A 19,710-nucleotide genomic window follows, 5' to 3' on the forward strand; every position below is an offset into this window, starting at 1 on the left:
CATCCCCTTGCGTCTGGCGATAGTGGTTGATAAAAATACTCAACTAATGGCGATGTCAAGGAACGGCCTTGGCTGCGCAGGACAGGACAGGACGGGATCGGAATGAACGACATCGGATCTATCGAAACGCTTGACCGGGCATGGCTGGAAGCGCGCGTGTGGGCCCTTATTCCCGACGAGGCGGATATTGGTTCCGATGAAAACCTGCTATTCTTGGGGCTGGATTCGCTGTCGGTGCTGAAGCTGGTCGCCGAGCTGAAGCAGGCGGGCATCACGCTGAGCGCGCGGGAACTGCTTCACGAGCCCAGCATCGAGGGCTGGTGGCGCCTGATCCAGGCGCGGCGGCCCTAGATCATGACGTGCGATCTGGTTGACACGTTTGCTCGGACAGACGGTCCCCAAGGCCCGCGTGACCTACACGGCATCGAACTGGATGGAGTCCATGGCTGTGCCCACACCCTCGTCGACGAACGCCCCCGATATTGCAGGGCGGTCAACCGCCGGGTCCGCGGAATCGATCCGGCGACGGGTTCTGACCCGCCTGCCCCAAGGGCCGGGATAGCCCTCATCCGGCCCCTCTGCATGCCAAGGGAGCAGGGCGCATGAGAGCTGCCAGCCATGCCGCAAGGCCCGAGCGCGGGGATGACGACGACCGGGCCTGGGCCATCATGGAACCCGTGCGTCGCCAGATCCGCCTTGCGATGGGGTTGGGCGCGGTTTCGGGACTGGCGGTCCTTGCCACGATGATCTGCCTGGCGATGACGGTCCTGGCGCTGCGCGATCATCCGGGCCAGGTGCCGTGGGTCTGGATGCTGGGTGCTTTGGCGGGGACGGTCGCCAGCTATCTGGCCCGGCTGGGTGCGTTCAACCAGTCCCACTATGCTGCCTTCCGGCTGGAGCGTATCCTGCGAAGCCGTCTGGCCGAACGGATGGCCGAGGTTCCCCTGGGCTATATCCAGGCCCTGGGCGCCGGCGGGCTGACCAAGGTGATCCACGACGACGTCAAGGCCTTGCACGTCTTCGTCGCCGACAGCACGCCGCTTTATGCCCGCGCCTATGTCACGCCGCTGGCCACGGCGGCGATCCTGTTCTGGCTCGACTGGCGGTTGGCGCTGGCGGTGCTGGCGGTTCTGGGCCTGGGCATCCTGTCGATGCGCGGCGCGCAGAAGCGCCGGCGCAACATGGCGCGGCTGTACAACGAGGCGCGCGAGAAGGTCAGCGCAGCGGTGGTCGAGTTCGTGCAGGCGATGCCGGTGGTGCGCAATTTCGACACCGGCCATTCCAGCTTTGGCCGGTATCAGCAGGCGCTCGACGCCTATCTGGCGGTGCTGGCGCGGTGGTATCGTGACTCGGGCCGTTCGGTCCGCATGACCTGGGCGATCCTCAGCCCGCTTCCGACGCTGGCCGTCGTGCTGTGGCTGGGGCTCTGGCAGGTCCGGGAGGGCGAGCTGGACGCGGTGCGGTGGCTGGCAATTCTTCTGCTATGCACCGGAATGGCCGAATCGGTCATGCCGATGATGATGCTGCGCCACATGATCGACAAGGTGCGGCTGTCGATCGCGCGCATCCATGACGTGCTGGCCGCGCCGCTGTTGCCGGTCCCGGCGCAGGGCCACTCGCGCCGGCCGGCGGATTCCGGCGTGGTCTTCGACGATGTGAGCTTTCGCTATGGCCCCGACGAGACCGAGGCGCTGCGCCATGTCAGCTTCGTTGCCGTACCCGGCAGCGTGACGGCGCTGGTCGGGCCGTCCGGCGCGGGCAAAAGCACCGTTGCGCGGCTGATCCCGCGGTTCTGGGACGTGACCGGCGGCCGCATCCTGATCGGCGGGGTCGATATTCGCGACATGGGCGCCGACGACCTGATGCGGCAGGTGGCCTTCGTCTTTCAGGATACCTTCCTGTTTTCCGACAGCATCGCCGAGAATATCAGGCTCGGTTGTCCCGATGCGACCGATGAGGAGGTGATCGCCGCGGCCCGCGCCGCGCAGGCGCATGATTTCATCGCGGCGCTCCCCCAGGGTTACGACACGCCGGCCGGCGAGCGGGGCGCGCTGCTGTCGGGCGGCCAGCGGCAGCGCATCACCATCGCCCGTGCGATCCTGCAGAACCGGCCCGTCCTTGTCCTGGACGAAGCGACGGCCTTTGCAGATCCGGAAAACGAGGCCGCGCTGATCCGTGCGCTTGGCGAACTCACCCGTGGCAAGACGGTGATCACGGTCACCCACCGCCTGCAAAGCGTCGTCCATGCCGACCAGATCCTGGTCTTCGATGCGGGCCGGCTTGTCCAGGCGGGTCGCCACCACGACCTGCTGGCACAGCCGGGGCGCTATGCACGGCTTTGGGCCAGCCATGCCGAGGCGCAGGCCTGGACCCTGGGACACATGAGGAAGGGAGCCGCCGAATGACCGGGCGCACCATCCCGGCCGGCCGCCCCGGCCCAACCGCGATCCGCGAGACCTGGCGCCAGTTGCAGGACAGCGTGGGCGAGGACGCCCCGCGCTTGCGGGCTGCCATTCTTGGCCTCTTGCTTGCCGCAGCGTTGCAGGGGCTGGCGCTGGCTGCCATCGCGCCGGTCCTTGTCGCAGCCTTCGACGGCAGGGACTGGCCGGGCGCATTGCGCTGGCTGGGGATCTGCACGATCCTCATGGTCGCGGCGACCGCGGCAAGGTGGTGGGCGCAGGGCTTCGACTTCAACGGCCGCATGGCCGCGGCCACGCATCGTGTCCGGCTGCGGCTGGGCGAGCAGATGCGGCGCATGCCGCTGGAAATGCTGCACGGCCACCGCACCGGCGAGCTGAACTCGATGGTCATCAACAACGTCGATGAAAACCTTCTGACCACGCTGACCATTCTCAACCTGATCTTCATCTCGGTCGTCACGCCGCTGGTGACGGGGCTGGCGCTGCTGGTGCTGGACTGGCGCGCAGGGCTGCTGGTCCTGGTGGTGTTTCCCGCCATCCTGCCCCTGTATCGCTGGCGCCGGCCCGCGATCGGGCGTGGCAAGCGCATTCTGGGCGCCGCCCACCAGCAGGCGAATGCGGATGTGCTGGAATACACGCAGGGCCTGCCCGTGCTGCGCGCCGCGTTGCAGGCCGGAGCGCGCGCCGGCAGGCTTGAACGGACGTTCCGCAAGCTGGAGGAGATCCAGATCTACGGGCATCGCAAGGGAGAAAAGCCGAATCTCATCGTCTCGACCGTTGTCGAGCTCGGGCTGGTCCTGATGCTTGGGCTCGGCGTGGCCTTCGTGGTCGCGGGAGAGATGGATCTCGCGCTTCTCGCCGCGCTTCTGGTGATCGTGGTGCGGCTGTCCGAGCCGCTGGCGACCTTCATTCTCTATACCGCGATCCTGGAATTGATCGAGGCAGCCTTGGACCGGATCAAGGCGCTGCTTGCCATTTCACCCCTGGATCAGGCATTGCCCGCGCGAACGCCGGCACACTGCGGCATCAGATTCGAAGCTGCCAGCTTTGCCTATGCAGGGGCCGATGCCCCGGCCCTGCGCGATGTCGATCTGACGATCCCCGAGGGCAGCCTGACCGCATTCGTCGGCCCCTCGGGATCGGGCAAGACCACGCTGGCGCGACTGATCCTGCGCCATGCCGATCCCCAGAAGGGCCGCATCCTGATCGGCGGGGCGGATCTGCGCCAGATCCCCGAAAGCGCCCTGCGCGGGATGCTGTCCGTGGTGTTCCAGGACGTGCATCTGTTCAACGACACCGTCATGGCCAATATCCGCATGGCCCGCCCGGATGCGACCGAGGCCGAGGTCCGCGAGGCTGCCCGTGCCGCGCAATGCCTCGATTTCATCGAGCGGCTTCCGCTTGGCTGGAATACGCCCCTGGGCGAGATCGGCAGCCGCCTGTCAGGAGGGGAGCGTCAGCGCATCTCGATCGCGCGCGCGCTTTTGAAGGACGCGCCGATCCTGATCCTGGACGAGCCGACTGCGGCACTGGATACCGAAAGCGAACGTGCCGTTCAGCGCGCCATCGATGCCGTCGTGCGCGACCGCACGGTCATCGTGATCGCCCATCGGCTGTCGACCATCGCCGGCGCGGATCAGATCGCTGTCGTGGATGACGGGCGCGTCGTCCAACTCGGCACGCATTCCGCGCTGCTGGCGCGGCCGGGCCGCTACCGCGCGATGTGGGAGGCGCAGCTGGCGGCGAAGATCTGGTCGGGTCGGGCGTGATCCGGACAGGAACACCCGCTGATAACGCAATGATGCGTTGGCAGTAGCTGGATGTCGCTGCGTCAGGACGGCAATGGCGATTGCCGGGGGGAGCTTTATCGTGCCGACACTACAGCCTCTGCCTGCGCTGATTACTGCTCCGGCGCCGGTTTGCGGGCGATCATCGCCGGGCGACCGATGCACGGGAACAGGCTGGCCTAAGGCAAGGGGATAGCGGTTGTCGGTGCCTCCAGGCGGTATCCTGTCGGCCGCGTTGTTCGCGGGCATCGCCTGCGGAAGGATCATCGCCCGGCCACATCCTAGGCAGGGGTGCATTGCGCCATTGCCGGCGAAGGGCCCATGCCGATGCAAGAGACATGGGCGTTCCCTTGCGCCCGCTCAGCGGTAGCCGATATTCATGACATAATCATGCAGCAGGTTTTCCTCCTCCCGCACTTCCTGCAGCAGCGTCTGAAGAACATCGCGCGCATTCAGCACGCCGAGCGGGTGGCGGTTTGCATCGACGATCGGAATGTTCTTGAAGCCGCGGGCCTTCATGATGTCCCAGACATCCTGCAGCCAACCGTCCGGGGTCACGGTGGTGACGTCGCGCGTCATCGCCTCGATGACAGGTGCGGTGCAGCTGGCGCCGGTACAGCGACCTGTCTGGCGCACCACGTCGGTCTTGGTCAGGACGCCTGCCAGTCGGCCGGCAGCATCGCAGACCAGCAGCATGTCGCAGCCTTCGCCAAGCCGCCTTGCCGCCTGCAGAAGCGCCGCGTTCACATCGATCGATTGCAGGTGCCGGCGCGCGGTGGGCAGAAATTTCTGGATAAGCACGTGAACTCCTTCCTATGCCATCGGCGCGATGCGCAGCACCGAAGCGATGCCGAACACGACACCTGCAAAGCAGGCCAGCTGGATCGCCGCCGCGGCGACGAACCGCGCGCCAGAATGAATGTAGTCCTCGGCCAGAACCTGGAGCCCCAGCGCCGCATGATGAAAGCCGGCCATCAACAGCAGGATCATGAGCCCGGAATTGAGCGGCGCCGCCAACCAGGCCACCAGCTTCGCGTGATCCGCGGCCGCGCCGCCGGCCAACGCCAGGGCGAACCACAGGACCAGCGGCACCAGACCCGCGGCAGAGACCCGCTGTGCCCACCAACGACCCGTGCCATGCCCCGCTGCTCCAAGGCCGCGTGCCCGTGCGAATGGCGGGATATGGCGGATCGTCATGCCAGCCCCCATGTCCACAACGCCAGCGTCAGGATCAGGCTTGTCCCCACCACCGTCCATCCGCCGGCATAGATCGCGCGCAATTCGAAGCCCCGGCCACTGTCCCAGACCAGATGCCGGACGCCGTTGCAAAGGTGGTAAAACAGCGCCAGCGTTACAAGAAAAAGCGCAATACGGCCAGGCACGGACAGCAGCAGCGCCTGCGCGCTTCCGAACGCATCCTGGCCCGAGGCGCCGGCCATCAGCCAGGCTGCGAGGCCGAGGGCGCCGAGGCTCTGCGCCACGCCCGAAAGCCGGTGCCCGAACGACAGGACGGAGGTCAGCTGTGGCCGGTAGTTCTGCATGTTGGGTGATTTTGGACGGCGGTGAGACATGGCGCTTCCTTCGTGTCAGCCTTGCCGCTCGATCATTTTCTTCTTGATCTCGGCGATGGCGCGGCCGGGGTTCAGCCAAGGCTCGATCATTTCGTATTGGGCGAGCAGATGGGTCTGGTCGGGCACCAGTTCCTTGATCGCTGGCAGGTTGGCCAGCAGAAAGATCGTCGCAGGTTTGGCCCGATCGGCTATCGCCCAGGTGCAAGCGGTCCAGTTCGTGGCATCGATCGTCATGGCGCATGACCCGCATACGCCCTCGCGGCACGAACGCCGGAAAGTCAGCGTCGGGTCGATCCTGTTCTTTATCCAGATCAGCGCGTCGAGCGGTATCGGCCCGCAATCGTCCAGATCGTCGCGGAACGTATCCCGCCGCAGGCCGGCCATGCCGTCGGGATCGAGGCGATGGATGCGCAGCGTTGCGATCCGCGCAGCACCCCCGGCGCGGGCCAGGAAAGCGCCGCGGCCGCTTCAGGCGCGGCACCTCGTGCGGGCGAGCGACGATCATGGCGCCTTTCCTAGCAACAGGGATGTCCGGCGCGGCGCGTCGATGCTGATCGCGATGGGGTCGCTGGCAGGGAAGGTTCCCTGCAACGCCAGGTCGAGAAGCGTCTCGATATGGGCCGCCTGTCCCGGATCACGCCCGCTTCCAGGCGCCCCGTGATCCGCGCCGGCCTCCGGCCTCCGGCTTCCGGGGCCGGATGATCCGGCGAAATCCACCGCGCCGCAGGTCAGGATCCTGCCGCTTTCGTCCGCGGTGATCCGAATGCGGCGGCTGGACGAGAAGAAGATCAGCCGCACCGTGCCGGCATCCTTGCCCGCGCCGCGCTCGAACCGGCTGGTGATCGTGCCGTCGCGCATGCCCTGCCGCAAATCATCGGCGCTGATCCCGAATGCCCTGGCCAGGACGGCCGCGTCGATCCGGGCGCCGTCTTGCTGCAATTCGATCCCAGGCATCGCCGCCTCTCTTTCCCGGCCTCACTCGGCCGCCACCACGCGCCCTCCCGGACCCGCTCCGGGCCAGGCGCAATCCTCGAGCGTCGTACGGTCCAACTCGGCCATGAACGCCTCGCGCGCGGCGGAAAGCTGCGGCCGCAGGCGGCAGCGCGGCCTCAGGACGCATTCGCCGCCATCGGCGCGGAAACATTCCACGATGGCGAACTTGCGCTCCAGATGGCGCACCACCTGTCCCAGCGTGATCTCGTGCGCCGGGCGCATCAGCCGCAGCCCGCCGGACCTGCCGCGCTCGGACCGCACGAAGCCGCCAAGCCCCAGGTCGCTGACCACCTTGGCCAGGTGATGCTGCGAGATGGCGAACTCCCTGGCGATCTGCCCGGTCGAGATCGGCTTTTCCGGCGCCCCCGCCAGCCGCATCAGCACCCGCAATCCGTAGTCGGTAAAGGTCGCAAGACGCATCGGCTCTCCTAATTGGTATTGACAATACCGATTATGTGGGAGGATATTCGGTATTGCAAGTACCGAATATAAGGGCTTCGCGCATCCTCCTGACCCGCGGCGCCCGACTCACCATCAGACACCCCCCGCTCATGGAGACCGCCATGCCCCAGACCACATTCCCATTGCACGACCGGACGGTCGGCGAGATCGCCGCGCGGCTTCCCGGCGCGTCCGGCGTGTTCCGCCGCTTCGGCATCGATTTCTGCTGCCACGGAGAGGTGCCGCTGGCAGAGGCAGCCAATCGGCGCCAGCTGGACCTTGGCGCGCTCGAGGCGGTCCTGGGCGACCTCGATCCCCTGGCGATCCCCGATGCGCCACGGGAGACCGGGGCGCTGATCGACCATATCCAGACCCGCTATCACCAGGCGCATCGCCGGCAGATCCCCGAACTGATCGCGCTTTCGCGCAAGGTCGAGGCGGTCCATGCCGGCCACCCGGAGGTGCCCGGCGGCCTGGCCGACCTGCTGCAGCGGATATGGGGCGAGTTGGAGGTGCATATGAAGAAGGAAGAGTTGATCCTGTTCCCGGCCATGCGCCGGCAGGCGGCGGACCGGATTGCCGTCCCCATCGCCGAGATGCGGCATGATCACGACGATCACGGCGCCTTCCTGGCAGAGCTGGCGCGGCTGACGCAGGACCATACCGTGCCCGAGGGCGCCTGCCGGACCTGGCAGGCGCTTTACGCCGGGACCGCGCAGCTGCGGGCCGACCTGATGGAGCATATCCATCTGGAAAACAACGTGCTGTTCCCGCGCTTTGAAAAGGGCGCATGAGCCTGCTGCTGGAAGCCGGGCCGCTATTCATGCAATCCCGCGACGCTTGCCGCCGGCCCCGCATCCAATGCCCCGAAGCCCGCCCCATGTGATCCAATCGAGGAGGAGGTTCCATGTTCCGATCCAGTTGCATCCTTGCCGCCTCGCTGGCGCTGCTGCCGCCTGCCAGCCTTGCCCAGACCGGCCAGTCTGCCACGGGCGCAGCGGTGGCAGAGACGTGGCTGCCGACCCTGCAGGTCGATACGCCGCAGCAGGGCTTCGATCTGGCCATCGTCATGGCGCGGCGGGCGGTCAGGACGACCCAGCCCGATGTCGCGATGCTGAAGGCGCAGCGGTCACGCTATGCCGAGGATGCGGCCAGCCTGATCGACGTCTCGGCCGTGGCGGCGGCCTGGTTCGCGACCATCGCCGCGGCCAACGACTATTGGCGCGAATGAACCTGAAGGGAGGACGACCATGGCCGACATCTCCATGCCCAAGGCCAGCGCCGCGCTTGGCGCGAAACGTCACGCGCTGGCGCCAGCCATCGACGATGCCTTTCTGGCGCTGTCGAAGGTGGTCTTCGCCGACGGTGCGCTGGACAAGCGCACCAAGCAGCTGATCGCGGTCGCCGTGGCCCATGTCACGCAATGCCCCTGGTGCATCGAGGGCCATGTCAAGGGCGCCCGCCGCGAGGGTGCCACCAACGAGCAGATCATGGAGGCGATCTGGGTCGCGGCCGAGATGCGCGCCGGGGCCGCCTATGCCCATGCCAACAAGGCGCTTGCGGTTCTGGATGAGATCGATGGCGCGTGAAGCCTGCCCATGCCCTGCTGCCGCCCCTTGGGGAACATGGCTACGGGTCGAGGCCTGTATGAAGGGCGCGGCGGCAGCCCGGCGGATCACCGCGAGGCTCGATTCCACCCTTGGCCTTGCCGATAGCCGCAGGGCCGGCCAGGTCGGCTTGCCGCCGCGCCCGACCATCCGCGTATCCGCAGACCGGAGCCAGCACAGATAAAGGACAGGACCATGTCAGCCCAGATCAGCGACAGCATCGAAGAGAAGCGGGGCTTCTTCACCCGCTGGTTCATGTCGACGAACCACAAGGATATCGGTGTCCTCTACCTGTTCACGGCGGGTCTGGCCGGGCTGATCTCGGTCACACTCACCGTCTACATGCGCATGGAATTGCAGCATCCGGGTGTGCAATACATGTGTCTGGAAGGCATGCGGCTGGTCGCCGACGCTGCGGCGGAATGCACGCCGAACGGCCATCTGTGGAATGTCGTCGTGACCTATCACGGCATCCTGATGATGTTCTTTGTCGTGATCCCGGCGCTGTTCGGCGGTTTCGGCAACTATTTCATGCCGCTGCATATTGGTGCCCCGGACATGGCTTTCCCGCGGCTGAACAACCTGTCATATTGGCTCTATGTCTGCGGGGTCTCGCTTGCCATCGCCTCGCTGCTGTCGCCGGGCGGCTCGGATCAGCCGGGGGCAGGGGTGGGCTGGGTTCTGTATCCGCCGCTCTCCACGACCGAGGCCGGCTATGCGATGGACCTGGCGATCTTTGCCGTCCACGTCTCGGGCGCAAGCTCGATCCTGGGCGCAATCAACATCATCACCACCTTCCTGAACATGCGCGCCCCGGGCATGACGCTGTTCAAGGTGCCGCTGTTTGCCTGGGCGGTCTTCATCACCGCCTGGATGATCCTGCTGTCGCTGCCGGTGCTGGCCGGGGGTATCACCATGCTGCTGATGGACCGCAACTTCGGCACGCAGTTCTTCGATCCGGCCGGCGGCGGCGATCCGGTGCTGTATCAGCACATCCTGTGGTTCTTCGGCCATCCCGAGGTCTACATGCTGATCCTGCCCGGTTTCGGCATCATCAGTCACGTCATCTCGACCTTCGCCAGGAAGCCGATCTTCGGTTATCTGCCGATGGTTCTGGCCATGGCCGCCATCGCCTTTCTCGGCTTCATCGTCTGGGCGCATCACATGTACACGGCCGGCATGTCGCTGACCCAGCAGACCTATTTCCAGATGGCGACCATGACCATCGCGGTGCCCACCGGCATCAAGGTCTTCTCGTGGATCGCGACCATGTGGGGCGGCTCGATCGAGTTCAAGACGCCGATGCTCTGGGCCTTCGGCTTCCTGTTCCTGTTCACCGTCGGCGGCGTGACCGGGGTCGTCATCGCCCAGGCGCCCTTGGACCGCGTTTATCACGACACCTACTATATCGTGGCGCATTTCCACTATGTGATGAGCCTTGGCGCCGTCTTCGCGATCTTTGCAGGCACCTATTACTGGATCGGCAAGATGTCGGGCCGGCAATACCCGGAATGGGCGGGCCAGCTGCATTTCTGGATGATGTTCATCGGCTCGAACCTGATCTTCTTCCCGCAGCACTTCCTGGGCCGCCAGGGCATGCCGCGCCGCTATATCGACTACCCGGTCGAGTTCTCGTACTGGAACAACATCTCGTCGATCGGCGCCTATATCTCCTTCGCCTCCTTCCTGTTCTTCATCGGCATCGTGTTCTACACGCTCTTCGCCGGCAAGCCCGTGAACGTGCCGAACTACTGGAACGAGCATGCGGACACGCTGGAATGGACCCTGCCCTCGCCGCCGCCCGAGCATACCTTCGAGACCCTGCCCAAGCCTGAGGACTGGGATCGCGCACAGGCGCATCGGTAGGCAAGGCAGACCTTCGGAAACGACCGATCGTATCCAACGGCCCCCGACTCGAGCGGATGTCGGAACAGCCGATGCTGACGCATATCAGCCAAAGGCATCATACCGTGCGAGGCGGATAGGCACCAAAAGCAGCGTTGCAAGCGGTGCCGCAGAGGAGGGGTAGGAGATAGGGCCGGACGATTCCCAAGTGGTGTCGGCGCGCCAAGGTAGCGGGTGCTGGAGCACCGGCACGGAAGAGAATGTCCATGGGAGCGGCAGTATCTGATACGCCCCACAACTCCCGGAATAACAACTTGGCAATCACGTCACGCGGCATCTTGACGCGATTCGATATGTTTACACAAGCATATCGTGATGATACCTCACGATCGTCGGTGGCGTGGAACCACGCGATCCAGATATCACGGGGGGACCAGGGTGCCATGCGTCGCGCAGTTTCGAATGGTGGGATAGCGATTTCTTTTTTCTGCCTGGCCACAGCAGGTCATGCGCAGACGCTGCCCAGACAGGACGCCATCGTTCTTGACCAGGTCGTCATCCAGGGGGGCGACGACAGCGGCAAGAGCGGGGTGCGCGCGAAAACCGCGACGATTGGTCCGCTTGGCCGGCGCGAGATCAAGGACACGCCCTATTCGGTCAGCGTCATCGACAAGACGCTGATTGAAAACCAGCAGGCGACAACCTTGCCCGATCTGTTGAAATACATGCCCTCGACGCAGATGGAGGCGCGCGGCGGCGGCGATGTCGGGCGTCCGCAATCGCGCGGCATGCAGGGCACGCCGGTTTTCAACAATCGCCTCGATGGTATGAACATCGTCGCCACCACTGCGCAGCCCATCGAGATGTATGAAAGGGTCGAGGTCGTCCACGGCCTCGCCGGCGCCTATTTCGGCCCGGCAAGCCCCGGCGGACTTTTCAACTTCACCCGCAAACGGCCCACGCAAGATCCCTATAATCGCATCAACACCGGCTTTACCGGCAAGGGGACCTGGCTGGCGCATGGCGATTTCGGCGGCCATGCGGCAGACGGCATGCTCGGCTATCGCATCAACGTGCTGAGCGAAGAGGGAGACGGCTATGTGAAGGGCAGCGATCTGGATCGCTCGCTGATCAGCGGCGCCTTCGACATCAACCTGACCGACCAGACGACAATAGAACTGAACGCCAGCCGCTACCGTTTCGACAAGTTCGGCTTTCCCGGCAGCTTCAGCTACGACAACAGCGTGACCCTGCCCGATGCGCCGGATCCGACCAAGGTCGGCTACGGTCAGAAATTCGCCGGCTACGGGCTGGAGGACACGCTGGTCGGCGGCCTCGTCAAGCATCGGTTCAACGAGGATTGGTCCTTGACCGCCGGGATGCAGCATCAAAGGGTCAGCCGCTGGTTCGTATCTGTCTCGAACGCGCTTCTGGACGACGACGGCAATTATAGCAACAGCATCGATGGCGGGGTCAGCGGCCAGTTCCGGGTCACCAGCAATATCGCCGTGCTCAACGGCACGCTGTTCACCGGCGGGGTCAAACACGACGTCCATCTGGGCACGACCGGCGTGAACTGGGAAAACTACAGCCCCCGCAGTGGCAATCCGAGCGTGCAAGGCTATCTTGGCGATGCCAGCATCGACAATCCGGTCCAATGGGACGCCCCGACGGGTCTGGTGCGCAACGGGCCGCGCTACAGATCCTTCAGCAACAGATCGCAAAGCCTGGTGTTGGGTGACAGCATCACCTTCAACGGGCAGTGGTCGGCCATCCTGTCGGGCAGCTACACTTGGTTCGACGTCAAGAACTATGACGAAACCGGCACGGTCACGCAGAAATACAGCGAGCGGGGTTTAAGCCCCAGCGTGGCGCTGAGCTACAAGCCCGCCGAAAACATCACCACCTATGTCGCCTATGTCGACACGCTGCAAAGCGGCGGTACCGCGCCGACCACGGCCGCGAACGCCGGACAGGTGCTCGCGCCCGAGCGCAGCAAGCAGGTCGAGGCTGGGGTCAAGGCCGACCTAGGCGGCCTGGATGCTTCGGTGGCGGTGTTCCGTATCGAGCGACCCTTTGCTTTCACCGGCGAGGACAATGTCTATCGCATCCAGGGCGACCAGGTGAACAAGGGGATCGAACTGGAACTGCGCGGCCAACTGCTGGAAAACCTCAATATCCATGGCGGCGTCACCCTGCTTGATCCCAAGCTGAGGAATACCGGCAACCCGCTGACCAGCGATACCGATGTGGTGGGCGCGCCCAAGGTGCAGGCCAACCTGTTCATGGAATATTTCTTCAAGAGCCTGCCCGAGCTTTCGGCCAGCGCCAATCTGCACTTCACAGGCAAGCGTGCGGGCAACAACATCAACAGCTTCAAGGTCGACAGCTATGCCACCCTGGATCTTGGGCTGCGCTACGAACGCCAGATGACCAAGGATACCACCGCGGTCTTCAACCTCGCGATCAACAACGTCTTCGATGAGCATTACTGGGCATCGATCTTTCCCGGCAGCATCGATGGCGCGACGCGGGGCGCGAACAGCGCCTTTCTGGGTGCGCCCCGCGAGGTCAGGCTCTCGGCCAGCTTCAAGTTCTGAAGGATCGGCCCATGGGTAATCTGATCGATTGGGACCTTCTGGACCGTCTGCTGACGCCCCCGGTCTTCGCCCAGTCGCCGATGTGGGATGCTTTCGCGGATCGCTACAACGGCTATGTCGCGATGCAGTCCGAATATACCGGATTGCAGATCGACATGATGAATATCGGGGTAGACGAAACCGTGCTGGATGTAGGCGCCGGGCCGGGCAGGATCGCCATTCCGGCCGCCGCCCGCGCCCGGTCGGTGACCGCGCTCGATGTCTCCCGGCCGATGCTGGATCATCTGGAACGCAACGCAAGGCAGGCGGGGCGCGACAATATCCGCAGGCTCGACCTTGCATGGCAAGACGTCGAGCCGGACGGTAATGTCGAGGTGCATGACATCGTGGTCGCCGCGCGTTCGCCCGCGATGAACGACCTGCGCAAGATCGATGCGCTGGCGCGCAAACGTGCCTATGTGACGCTGTTTTCGGGGCCCAGTCTCAAATGCTTTCACGACAGCTTGGTGGCGGGAATCGAGCCCGCCCCGCCGTCAGCGGCGGCCAAGCCTACGCCGATGCCGGGATATGCGCTGGTCTTCAACCGCCTTGTGGCGATGGGGCTTGAGGTGAACGTCGGTTTTGTTCCCGACGGCTTTTCCCAAGTCTTCCCGGACTGGGATGCGGTTCTGGACGGGTTTTCCTGGCTGGGCATCGGCAAAACCGACGAGCCGCGATTCCGCGACAACATCGCCCCCTATCTGAGCCAGACCCAAGACGGGCTGGCGCTGCGCATGGAAACGCGAACCTGCATCCTGTGGTGGGACAAGGTCCATCCGGCGGGTTTCGGGACGTGATCGGGTGACGGCACGTTCCCCTACGCTGACGTTTCTGGCGCTTCTGCTAGCGGTGAGCGTCATATTCGCCTTCGGGATCGGGCGCTATCCGATCGGCACCCGCGACCTGTTCGATTTCGTTCTGGCCGCGACCGGGCTGGGCCGGATGGAGCAGGACCGCTACGACCTGTTGAGCAACCTGATCCTCGACATCCGTGCGCCGCGCATCGCCGCAGCGGTGCTGGTCGGCGCGTCCCTGGCCACGGCGGGGGCTGCGTTTCAGGCGGTGTTTCGCAACCCTCTGGTTTCGCCCGGCCTGCTGGGAGTGCTGGCCGGTGCCGGTTTCGGTGCGTCCGTGGGCATCCTGATTTCGGGAAACTGGGTCGTCGTGCAACTGCTGGCCTTTGCCTGCGCCATTCTGGCCGTGCTGTTCGCGCTCGGGATTGCGAACCTGTTCGGCAATGCCTCGCTTGTGATGCTGATCCTCGGCGGGATCATCAGCGGCGCGCTTTTCTCGGCGCTGCTGACGCTGGTCAAATATGCTGCCGATCCGGGCGATCAACTGCCCGCGATCACCTATTGGCTGATGGGCAATCTCGGCACCGCACGTATCGAACAATTGCGATGGGCCGCCTTGCCGGTGTTCGCGGGTATCCTGATCGTCTGGATGCTGGGCCGCGCGCTGGACGCAATGTCGATGGGCGACGATGAGGCCCATACGCTTGGCGTTCCGGTGGCGCTGATCCGCTATGCCGTCATTGCCGTTGCGACGATGGTCTCGGCGATCTCGGTGTCGATGGTGGGCATCATCGGCTGGATCGGCCTGATCATCCCGCATATCGCGCGGCTGATGATCGGTCCGATGAACATGCGCCTGATCCCCGCTTCGGCCCTGCTGGGAGCGTCCTTTCTGGTCGGTGCGGACATCCTGGCGCGGTCGCTTTCGGGTATCGAGATCCCCATCGGCATTGTCACCGAGATCGTCGGCATCCCGATCTTCGTCCTCGTCCTGTCGCGCGTCCGCCGGGGCTGGACATGAGCAGGGTCGTCATCTCTACGCAGGGTCTGGGTTTCGACCGCGACCGGCGCGTCATCCTGTCGGACGTCGAACTCGCTATCCGCGCGGCCGAGATCGTCGCCATATTGGGCGCGAACGGAGCGGGGAAATCGACGCTGCTGCGGCTTATGCTGAAGCTGCTGCGGCCGGCGCGCGGCAGCGTCTCTCTGTATGGCATGCCGCTTGCCGCGATGCGCCGCCGCGACATCGCCGCTGCCGTCGCCTATGTGCCCCAGCATCATACGCCGCCCTTTCCCTATACGGTGGCGCAGGTCGCGGGGCTGGGCAGGCTGGTGACCTCGGGCCTGCTGAAACTTCCCGGCGCGCGGGACGAGAAGCGGGTCCAGGCGGTTCTGGAACGGCTCGGGATCGCGCATCTGGCACAGCGCGACTACACCGGCATCTCGGGCGGCGAGCGCCAGCTTGTCCTGATCGCGCGGGCGCTGGTCCAGGGCGCCCGCATCCTGCTGATGGACGAGCCGGACGTGGGCCTCGATTACGGCAACCAGCGCCGCTTGCTCGACCTGATGCGCGCGCTCGCGGCCGAGGGCCATACGATCGTCTTTACCACCCACCATCCCGATCACACGCTCTATGCCGCCGACCGCGCGGTGCTGATCGACGGCGGGAAAATCCTCGCGGATGGCGGGCCTGCCTCGGTCCTCACGCCGCAGGTCATCCACGCGGTCTATGGGGTCCGGGTCGCCCGGGTCGGTCACGGTCCCCACATTATTTTTGTCCCGGCATGAGGAGAGGATGATGTTCCGGATCCGGCATCTGGCCACGTGCATCGCCTGTGCAGTTGCCCTTCTGTCCCAACCCGCATCGGCCGAGATCATGCGCGAGGTGGTCTATTACGGCGACCGATCCGTCAGCCTGCCGCCCGAGATCGATCGGATCGCCACGAATTGGGAGGCGCAGAACTCGATCCTGACCATGCTCGGCTATGGCGACCGCATCGTCGCGACCACGCGCATCGCGCGCTCGATGCCGCTGATGCAAAAGTTCGTGCCCTCGATCAAGGCTGCGGCGCTGACCACGCTCGGCGACGGCACCGTCAATGTCGAGGAGCTGATGGTGCTGAAGCCGGACATCCTGTTTTCCTCGCGTGCGTTACCCGACGCTGTTTCCAGGCAGCTTCGGGGGGCGGGCATCGCCGTGGCGTCCTTTCGCAGCAATTCCATCGACGCGCTGGTCGAGCGCGTGTTGATCACCGGCGAAATGCTTGGGCCGGATGCGCTTGAAGTCGCCAGGAGGTACCAAGGCTATTTCGACGACAACCGCCGCCGCGTCGCCGAGCGGCTGGAAGGCATCCCGCCCGATCGGCGCGTGAGGGTCTACCTGGCCTCGGGCGCGCCGCTTTCGACCTCGGGACGACCGTCGCTGAACCAGGACTGGATGGATCTGGGCGGGGCGATCAATATCGCGGAAAGCTGGTTCGGAGACATGCCCTATGCCTCGGGCATTGCCTCGCTTGAGAATATCATCGCCGGAAACCCTGATGTCATCATCTCGATGAATGCCGAGGACGCCGAGGAAATCCGCACCAACCCGCAATGGCGCAACGTCAAGGCGGTGCGCGAGGGCCGGGTCTACGCCAATCCGCGCGGGCTGTTCTGGTGGTGCCGGGAAACCTCGGAAGGGGCGCTTCAATTTCTTTGGCTGGCCAGCACGCTTTATCCCGACGCTCTTGCCGATATCGACATGCGCGAGGAAACCCGGCGTTTCTATCGCAAATTCTATCGCATCGAACTGACCGACAACGAGATCGCCGAGTTCCTGAAGCCGACATACTGACGCAGCAGTCCGGGATGATCATAGAGACAGCAGCGATGAATTCGCGGACCTTTGAACCAAGCTTCTTTCGAAGTGGATGCCTTGGTCGGTGGCGCAATCTTTCCGCCCACCCGTGCGCGAGAGTTTCGTCGCATCGGGCAATATGCCGCAATATGCCCTTTGCCTTCCCTTCGTTATGCTTGAATGAATATAACGATTCGGTGGGATGCGAGGAGGAGACGGGCGTGGTGGTTCGTGCGTCTCATCGGGACCCAAGCTGGGGTCTTGGAAAAGAACGGCTTCAGGCGCTCCATCTGCGCATCGGTCAGCCAGAAAAGATTGCTCATCGATCAGGTCTCCTTGCGGAGCCTGAATCACGCCAAACACCTGAAATCAATGGGTCTGGAGCCTAAGAAGGCGCCCACGAAACATGGGGCTATTCAAAGCGTAGCCACACTCCAGAACGCAGCTGGAAAGACCTGCCTTCACAACCTAATTTCCGGCACCTCCCCTGCGATCAGCAGGTCCGCGCCGGTCGCGGCCTCGATCTCGCCAGCTGAAACGCCGGGCGCGCGTTCGCGTAGCGCGAGGTCCTCCGGGGTCGGCTCCATCACCACAAGCTCGGTCACGATCAGCGTCACGGAACGTTACGAGGTCAACCTCCACCTGCTTGCCCACTGTCGTGGATCCAGGTATGACGCCGCGAACCGCAAGGACTCGGGTGCGATTCCCGGGTGGCTCTTCCGGCCGCCGATCCGCCGGACCATTCTGAACAAACCCGATCCCACAGGCCCGCCCTTTCCCAGGCGGTCTTCGTCCCGAGTATGGATCACGCATGAATTCTCTTACCTCATACCGGCACGAATGGCTGGGCAACATCCGCGCCGACCTGCTGTCGGGCTTGGTCGTCGCCCTGGCCCTCATCCCCGAGGCCATCGCCTTCTCGATCATCGCCGGTGTCGATCCGAAGGTGGGGCTTTACGCCTCCTTCTCCATCGCGGTCATCACCGCCATCGCCGGCGGGCGGCCCGGCATGATTTCGGCCGCGACCGCGGCAACGGCGGTGCTGATGGTGACATTGGTGCGCGACCACGGGTTGCAATACCTGCTGGCCGCCACGGTGCTGGCCGGGCTGGTCCAGATCGGCATGGGGCTGCTGCGGCTGGGCTTCGTCATGCGCTTCGTGTCGAAATCGGTGATGACCGGCTTCGTCAATGCGCTGGCGATCCTGATCTTCATGGCGCAGCTGCCGGAACTGGATCCCGCCCGCGTGCCGCCGCTGACCTACCTGCTGGTGGCGGCGGGGCTGGCGATCATCTACCTGTTCCCGCTGCTGACCCGCGCCATCCCTTCGCCCCTGGTCACCATCGTCGTGCTGACGGCGCTGAGCCTGGCCTTCGGCTGGGACGTGCGCACGGTGGGCGACATGGGCGCGCTGCCCGACACGCTGCCCGTCTTTCTGCTTCCCGACGTGCCGCTGAATCTGGAAACGCTGACGATCATTCTGCCCTATTCGCTGGCGGTCGCCGTGGTCGGGCTGCTGGAAAGCCTAATGACCCAGAACCTGGTGGATGAGTTGACCGACACCAGGACCGACCGTAACCAAGAATGCATCGGCCAGGGACTGGCCAATACGGCCACCGGCTTCATCGGCGGCATGGCCGGCTGCGCGATGATCGGGCAGTCGATGATCAACGTCAAATCCGGCGGGCGCGGGCGGCTGTCCTGCTTCGTCGCGGGGGTATTTCTGTTGATCCTCGTCGTGGGTCTGGGCGATCTGGTGGCGCGCATCCCGATGCCAGCGCTGGTGGCGGTGATGATCATGGTCTCGGTCGGCACGTTTTCCTGGTCCTCGATCGGGAACCTGCGGACGCATCCGCGATCATCCTCGGTGGTGATGCTGGCAACGGTGGCGACAGTGGTCTGGACCCACAACCTGGCCATCGGCGTGCTGATCGGTGTGCTGCTCTCGGGCATCTTCTTCGCCGCCAAGATCGCGCAGCTTTTCCGCGTCACCTCGGCCCTGTCGCTGGACGGGCGCAGCCGGACCTATCGCGTCGAGGGGCAGCTTTTCTACGGCTCGGTCGAGGACTTCATGGCCGCCTTCGACTTCCGCGAGGCGCTGGAGCGGGTGGTGATCGACGTTTCCGCCGCCCATATCTGGGATATTTCCAGCGTGCAGGCACTGGACATGGCGGTGCTGAAGTTCCGCCGCATCGGGGCCGAGGTCGAGGTCGTCGGCCTGAACGAGGCTTCCGAGACCATCCTCGACCGCCTGGGCAGCCATGACAAACCGGGCGCGCTGGACAGGCTAAACGCACATTGACGAGGATGGAGATGAGCGATCGTATCGTCGCCTTGGTGGACGGGTCCGACTATTCCAAAGCACCTGCCGTCATTCCGGCGAGCTGTCCAAGCCGCTGTGGCCCCTATTGAGATCCCGCAGGTGCTGGGCCGGCCTAGAAACAGGGGATCGATGCGTCGATGACCAGCCCGGCCAAGATCCGTTGCTTTTACGTTCTGTCGTGCCGACAAGGAAGTCGTTGTTGCCACGCCATTTTTCGTGGCGCACTGGCTCCGTTCCGGGTTGATCCCAAACGCCACATTCGTCCACTCTCGTCCTGAAGAATTCGTTGTTAAAGAAGAAGAACCAGACTCAACCCCAGGACCAACTTAAACAAAGGAAAACATTTACCGTAGGGGTTGGGCGGCAGGGCCGGCATTTTGCTTTTCTCGGTCGACCCCGGAAGCTGGTAAACGGCCTCAGTTCTGCCCAGCCGCAAGAGGACCAGGGACGT

Annotated in this window: 21 protein-coding genes and 1 other annotated feature; of the genes, 13 read left to right on the forward strand and 8 right to left on the reverse strand. The window is 64.5% G+C overall.

Features of this window, described 5'->3' with window-relative positions:
- Window positions 1-102: 102 nt before the first annotated feature.
- From BLT64_RS12885 to BLT64_RS12895, 3 genes are all read left to right on the forward strand, one after another.
- Complete coding sequence (locus BLT64_RS12885) at window positions 103-351, forward strand: phosphopantetheine-binding protein (RefSeq protein WP_011749286.1); 249 nt, start codon at window positions 103-105, stop codon at window positions 349-351.
- Between the two features lie 251 nt (window positions 352-602).
- Entirely contained in the window at window positions 603-2,405 is a 1,803-nt protein-coding gene (locus BLT64_RS12890; protein ID WP_011749287.1) for an ABC transporter ATP-binding protein, read from the forward strand.
- Window positions 2,402-4,189 carry an ABC transporter ATP-binding protein gene (locus BLT64_RS12895; protein WP_011749288.1) on the forward strand — a complete coding sequence of 596 codons (1,788 nt, stop codon included), beginning with the start codon at window positions 2,402-2,404 and terminating at the stop codon, window positions 4,187-4,189. Before BLT64_RS12890 ends, BLT64_RS12895 begins: the two co-directional genes overlap by 4 nt.
- Before the next feature lie 378 nt (window positions 4,190-4,567).
- Here BLT64_RS12895 and BLT64_RS12900 read toward each other — a convergent pair whose 3' ends face one another.
- The 6 genes from BLT64_RS12900 to BLT64_RS12920 form a co-directional block, all read right to left on the reverse strand.
- On the reverse strand, window positions 4,568-5,008 hold the full coding sequence (locus BLT64_RS12900; protein ID WP_011749289.1) for a CBS domain-containing protein: 441 nt from the start codon (window positions 5,006-5,008) through the stop codon (window positions 4,568-4,570).
- Window positions 5,009-5,020: 12 nt separating this feature from the next.
- The gene (gene sdhD / locus BLT64_RS12905; protein WP_011749290.1) at window positions 5,021-5,404 is read right to left on the reverse strand and encodes a succinate dehydrogenase, hydrophobic membrane anchor protein; all 384 of its coding nucleotides are present in this window, start codon (window positions 5,402-5,404) and stop codon (window positions 5,021-5,023) included.
- Window positions 5,401-5,778, reverse strand: a complete 378-nt coding sequence (gene sdhC / locus BLT64_RS26030; protein ID WP_011749291.1) for a succinate dehydrogenase, cytochrome b556 subunit — start codon at window positions 5,776-5,778, stop codon at window positions 5,401-5,403. Before sdhC ends, sdhD begins: the two co-directional genes overlap by 4 nt.
- A gap of 15 nt (window positions 5,779-5,793) precedes the next feature.
- On the reverse strand, window positions 5,794-6,162 hold the full coding sequence (locus tag BLT64_RS26035) for a 2Fe-2S iron-sulfur cluster-binding protein (RefSeq protein WP_011749292.1): 369 nt from the start codon (window positions 6,160-6,162) through the stop codon (window positions 5,794-5,796).
- Window positions 6,163-6,279: 117 nt separating this feature from the next.
- Window positions 6,280-6,732, reverse strand: coding sequence for a DUF6522 family protein (locus tag BLT64_RS12915; RefSeq protein ID WP_011749293.1), 453 nt, complete (start codon window positions 6,730-6,732; stop codon window positions 6,280-6,282).
- A gap of 21 nt (window positions 6,733-6,753) precedes the next feature.
- A complete protein-coding gene (locus tag BLT64_RS12920) occupies window positions 6,754-7,191 on the reverse strand; it encodes an RrF2 family transcriptional regulator (RefSeq protein ID WP_011749294.1) in 438 nt (145 codons plus the stop codon).
- A gap of 143 nt (window positions 7,192-7,334) precedes the next feature.
- Here BLT64_RS12920 and ric point away from each other — a divergent pair, with 143 nt between their 5' ends.
- The 9 genes from ric to BLT64_RS12965 all read left to right on the forward strand — a co-directional run bounded on the left by ric (window position 7,335) and on the right by BLT64_RS12965 (window position 16,933).
- Window positions 7,335-8,006 (forward strand): iron-sulfur cluster repair di-iron protein, encoded by a 672-nt coding sequence (ric, locus tag BLT64_RS12925; protein WP_011749295.1) that lies wholly within the window; start codon window positions 7,335-7,337, stop codon window positions 8,004-8,006.
- A gap of 113 nt (window positions 8,007-8,119) precedes the next feature.
- Window positions 8,120-8,443 carry a hexameric tyrosine-coordinated heme protein gene (locus BLT64_RS12930; RefSeq protein WP_011749296.1) on the forward strand — a complete coding sequence of 108 codons (324 nt, stop codon included), beginning with the start codon at window positions 8,120-8,122 and terminating at the stop codon, window positions 8,441-8,443.
- A gap of 19 nt (window positions 8,444-8,462) precedes the next feature.
- Window positions 8,463-8,801, forward strand: a complete 339-nt coding sequence (locus BLT64_RS12935; RefSeq protein WP_011749297.1) for a carboxymuconolactone decarboxylase family protein — start codon at window positions 8,463-8,465, stop codon at window positions 8,799-8,801.
- 213 nt (window positions 8,802-9,014) lie between these two features.
- Entirely contained in the window at window positions 9,015-10,685 is a 1,671-nt protein-coding gene (locus tag BLT64_RS12940; RefSeq protein ID WP_011749298.1) for a cytochrome c oxidase subunit I, read from the forward strand.
- 245 nt (window positions 10,686-10,930) lie between these two features.
- Window positions 10,931-13,264 (forward strand): TonB-dependent siderophore receptor, encoded by a 2,334-nt coding sequence (locus BLT64_RS12945; RefSeq protein WP_164901616.1) that lies wholly within the window; start codon window positions 10,931-10,933, stop codon window positions 13,262-13,264.
- Window positions 13,265-13,275: 11 nt separating this feature from the next.
- Window positions 13,276-14,100, forward strand: a complete 825-nt coding sequence (locus tag BLT64_RS12950) for a class I SAM-dependent methyltransferase (RefSeq protein ID WP_011749300.1) — start codon at window positions 13,276-13,278, stop codon at window positions 14,098-14,100.
- Window positions 14,101-14,104: 4 nt separating this feature from the next.
- A complete protein-coding gene (locus tag BLT64_RS12955) occupies window positions 14,105-15,118 on the forward strand; it encodes a FecCD family ABC transporter permease (RefSeq protein WP_011749301.1) in 1,014 nt (337 codons plus the stop codon).
- Complete coding sequence (locus BLT64_RS12960; RefSeq protein WP_011749302.1) at window positions 15,115-15,885, forward strand: ABC transporter ATP-binding protein; 771 nt, start codon at window positions 15,115-15,117, stop codon at window positions 15,883-15,885. Before BLT64_RS12955 ends, BLT64_RS12960 begins: the two co-directional genes overlap by 4 nt.
- A gap of 10 nt (window positions 15,886-15,895) precedes the next feature.
- On the forward strand, window positions 15,896-16,933 hold the full coding sequence (locus tag BLT64_RS12965; RefSeq protein ID WP_011749303.1) for an ABC transporter substrate-binding protein: 1,038 nt from the start codon (window positions 15,896-15,898) through the stop codon (window positions 16,931-16,933).
- A gap of 173 nt (window positions 16,934-17,106) precedes the next feature.
- Here BLT64_RS12965 and BLT64_RS26855 read toward each other — a convergent pair whose 3' ends face one another.
- The gene (locus BLT64_RS26855; RefSeq protein WP_157137445.1) at window positions 17,107-17,259 is read right to left on the reverse strand and encodes a hypothetical protein; all 153 of its coding nucleotides are present in this window, start codon (window positions 17,257-17,259) and stop codon (window positions 17,107-17,109) included.
- A gap of 138 nt (window positions 17,260-17,397) precedes the next feature.
- Window positions 17,398-17,553 carry a butyrate--acetoacetate CoA-transferase gene (locus BLT64_RS26860; RefSeq protein WP_011749305.1) on the reverse strand — a complete coding sequence of 52 codons (156 nt, stop codon included), beginning with the start codon at window positions 17,551-17,553 and terminating at the stop codon, window positions 17,398-17,400.
- 69 nt (window positions 17,554-17,622) lie between these two features.
- Window positions 17,623-17,680, forward strand: a sequence feature (sul1 is cis-regulatory element that is thought to sense ions involved in sulfur or methionine metabolism; They are found in Alphaproteobacteria).
- A 67-nt stretch (window positions 17,681-17,747) separates the two neighbouring features.
- On the opposite strand from BLT64_RS26860, the gene BLT64_RS12970 reads away from it, so the two are divergent.
- Window positions 17,748-19,238, forward strand: coding sequence for a SulP family inorganic anion transporter (locus BLT64_RS12970; RefSeq protein ID WP_011749306.1), 1,491 nt, complete (start codon window positions 17,748-17,750; stop codon window positions 19,236-19,238).
- Window positions 19,239-19,710 lie beyond the last annotated feature (472 nt).

The organism is Paracoccus denitrificans, from assembly GCF_900100045.1.
GTDB classification, from domain to species: domain Bacteria; phylum Pseudomonadota; class Alphaproteobacteria; order Rhodobacterales; family Rhodobacteraceae; genus Paracoccus; species Paracoccus denitrificans.

Coding starts and splice junctions, on each gene's coding strand:
- BLT64_RS12885 (WP_011749286.1), top strand. CDS start 103: ATGAACGACATCGGATCTATCGAAACGCTTGACCGGGCATGGCTGGAA.
- BLT64_RS12890 (WP_011749287.1), top strand. CDS start 603: ATGAGAGCTGCCAGCCATGCCGCAAGGCCCGAGCGCGGGGATGACGAC.
- BLT64_RS12895 (WP_011749288.1), top strand. CDS start 2,402: ATGACCGGGCGCACCATCCCGGCCGGCCGCCCCGGCCCAACCGCGATC.
- sdhD (WP_011749290.1), bottom strand. CDS start 5,404: ATGACGATCCGCCATATCCCGCCATTCGCACGGGCACGCGGCCTTGGA.
- sdhC (WP_011749291.1), bottom strand. CDS start 5,778: ATGTCTCACCGCCGTCCAAAATCACCCAACATGCAGAACTACCGGCCA.
- BLT64_RS26035 (WP_011749292.1), bottom strand. CDS start 6,162: ATGGCCGGCCTGCGGCGGGATACGTTCCGCGACGATCTGGACGATTGC.
- BLT64_RS12915 (WP_011749293.1), bottom strand. CDS start 6,732: ATGCCTGGGATCGAATTGCAGCAAGACGGCGCCCGGATCGACGCGGCC.
- BLT64_RS12920 (WP_011749294.1), bottom strand. CDS start 7,191: ATGCGTCTTGCGACCTTTACCGACTACGGATTGCGGGTGCTGATGCGG.
- ric (WP_011749295.1), top strand. CDS start 7,335: ATGCCCCAGACCACATTCCCATTGCACGACCGGACGGTCGGCGAGATC.
- BLT64_RS12930 (WP_011749296.1), top strand. CDS start 8,120: ATGTTCCGATCCAGTTGCATCCTTGCCGCCTCGCTGGCGCTGCTGCCG.
- BLT64_RS12935 (WP_011749297.1), top strand. CDS start 8,463: ATGGCCGACATCTCCATGCCCAAGGCCAGCGCCGCGCTTGGCGCGAAA.
- BLT64_RS12940 (WP_011749298.1), top strand. CDS start 9,015: ATGTCAGCCCAGATCAGCGACAGCATCGAAGAGAAGCGGGGCTTCTTC.
- BLT64_RS12945 (WP_164901616.1), top strand. CDS start 10,931: ATGGGAGCGGCAGTATCTGATACGCCCCACAACTCCCGGAATAACAAC.
- BLT64_RS12950 (WP_011749300.1), top strand. CDS start 13,276: ATGGGTAATCTGATCGATTGGGACCTTCTGGACCGTCTGCTGACGCCC.
- BLT64_RS12960 (WP_011749302.1), top strand. CDS start 15,115: ATGAGCAGGGTCGTCATCTCTACGCAGGGTCTGGGTTTCGACCGCGAC.
- BLT64_RS12965 (WP_011749303.1), top strand. CDS start 15,896: ATGTTCCGGATCCGGCATCTGGCCACGTGCATCGCCTGTGCAGTTGCC.
- BLT64_RS26855 (WP_157137445.1), bottom strand. CDS start 17,259: ATGAGCAATCTTTTCTGGCTGACCGATGCGCAGATGGAGCGCCTGAAG.
- BLT64_RS12970 (WP_011749306.1), top strand. CDS start 17,748: ATGAATTCTCTTACCTCATACCGGCACGAATGGCTGGGCAACATCCGC.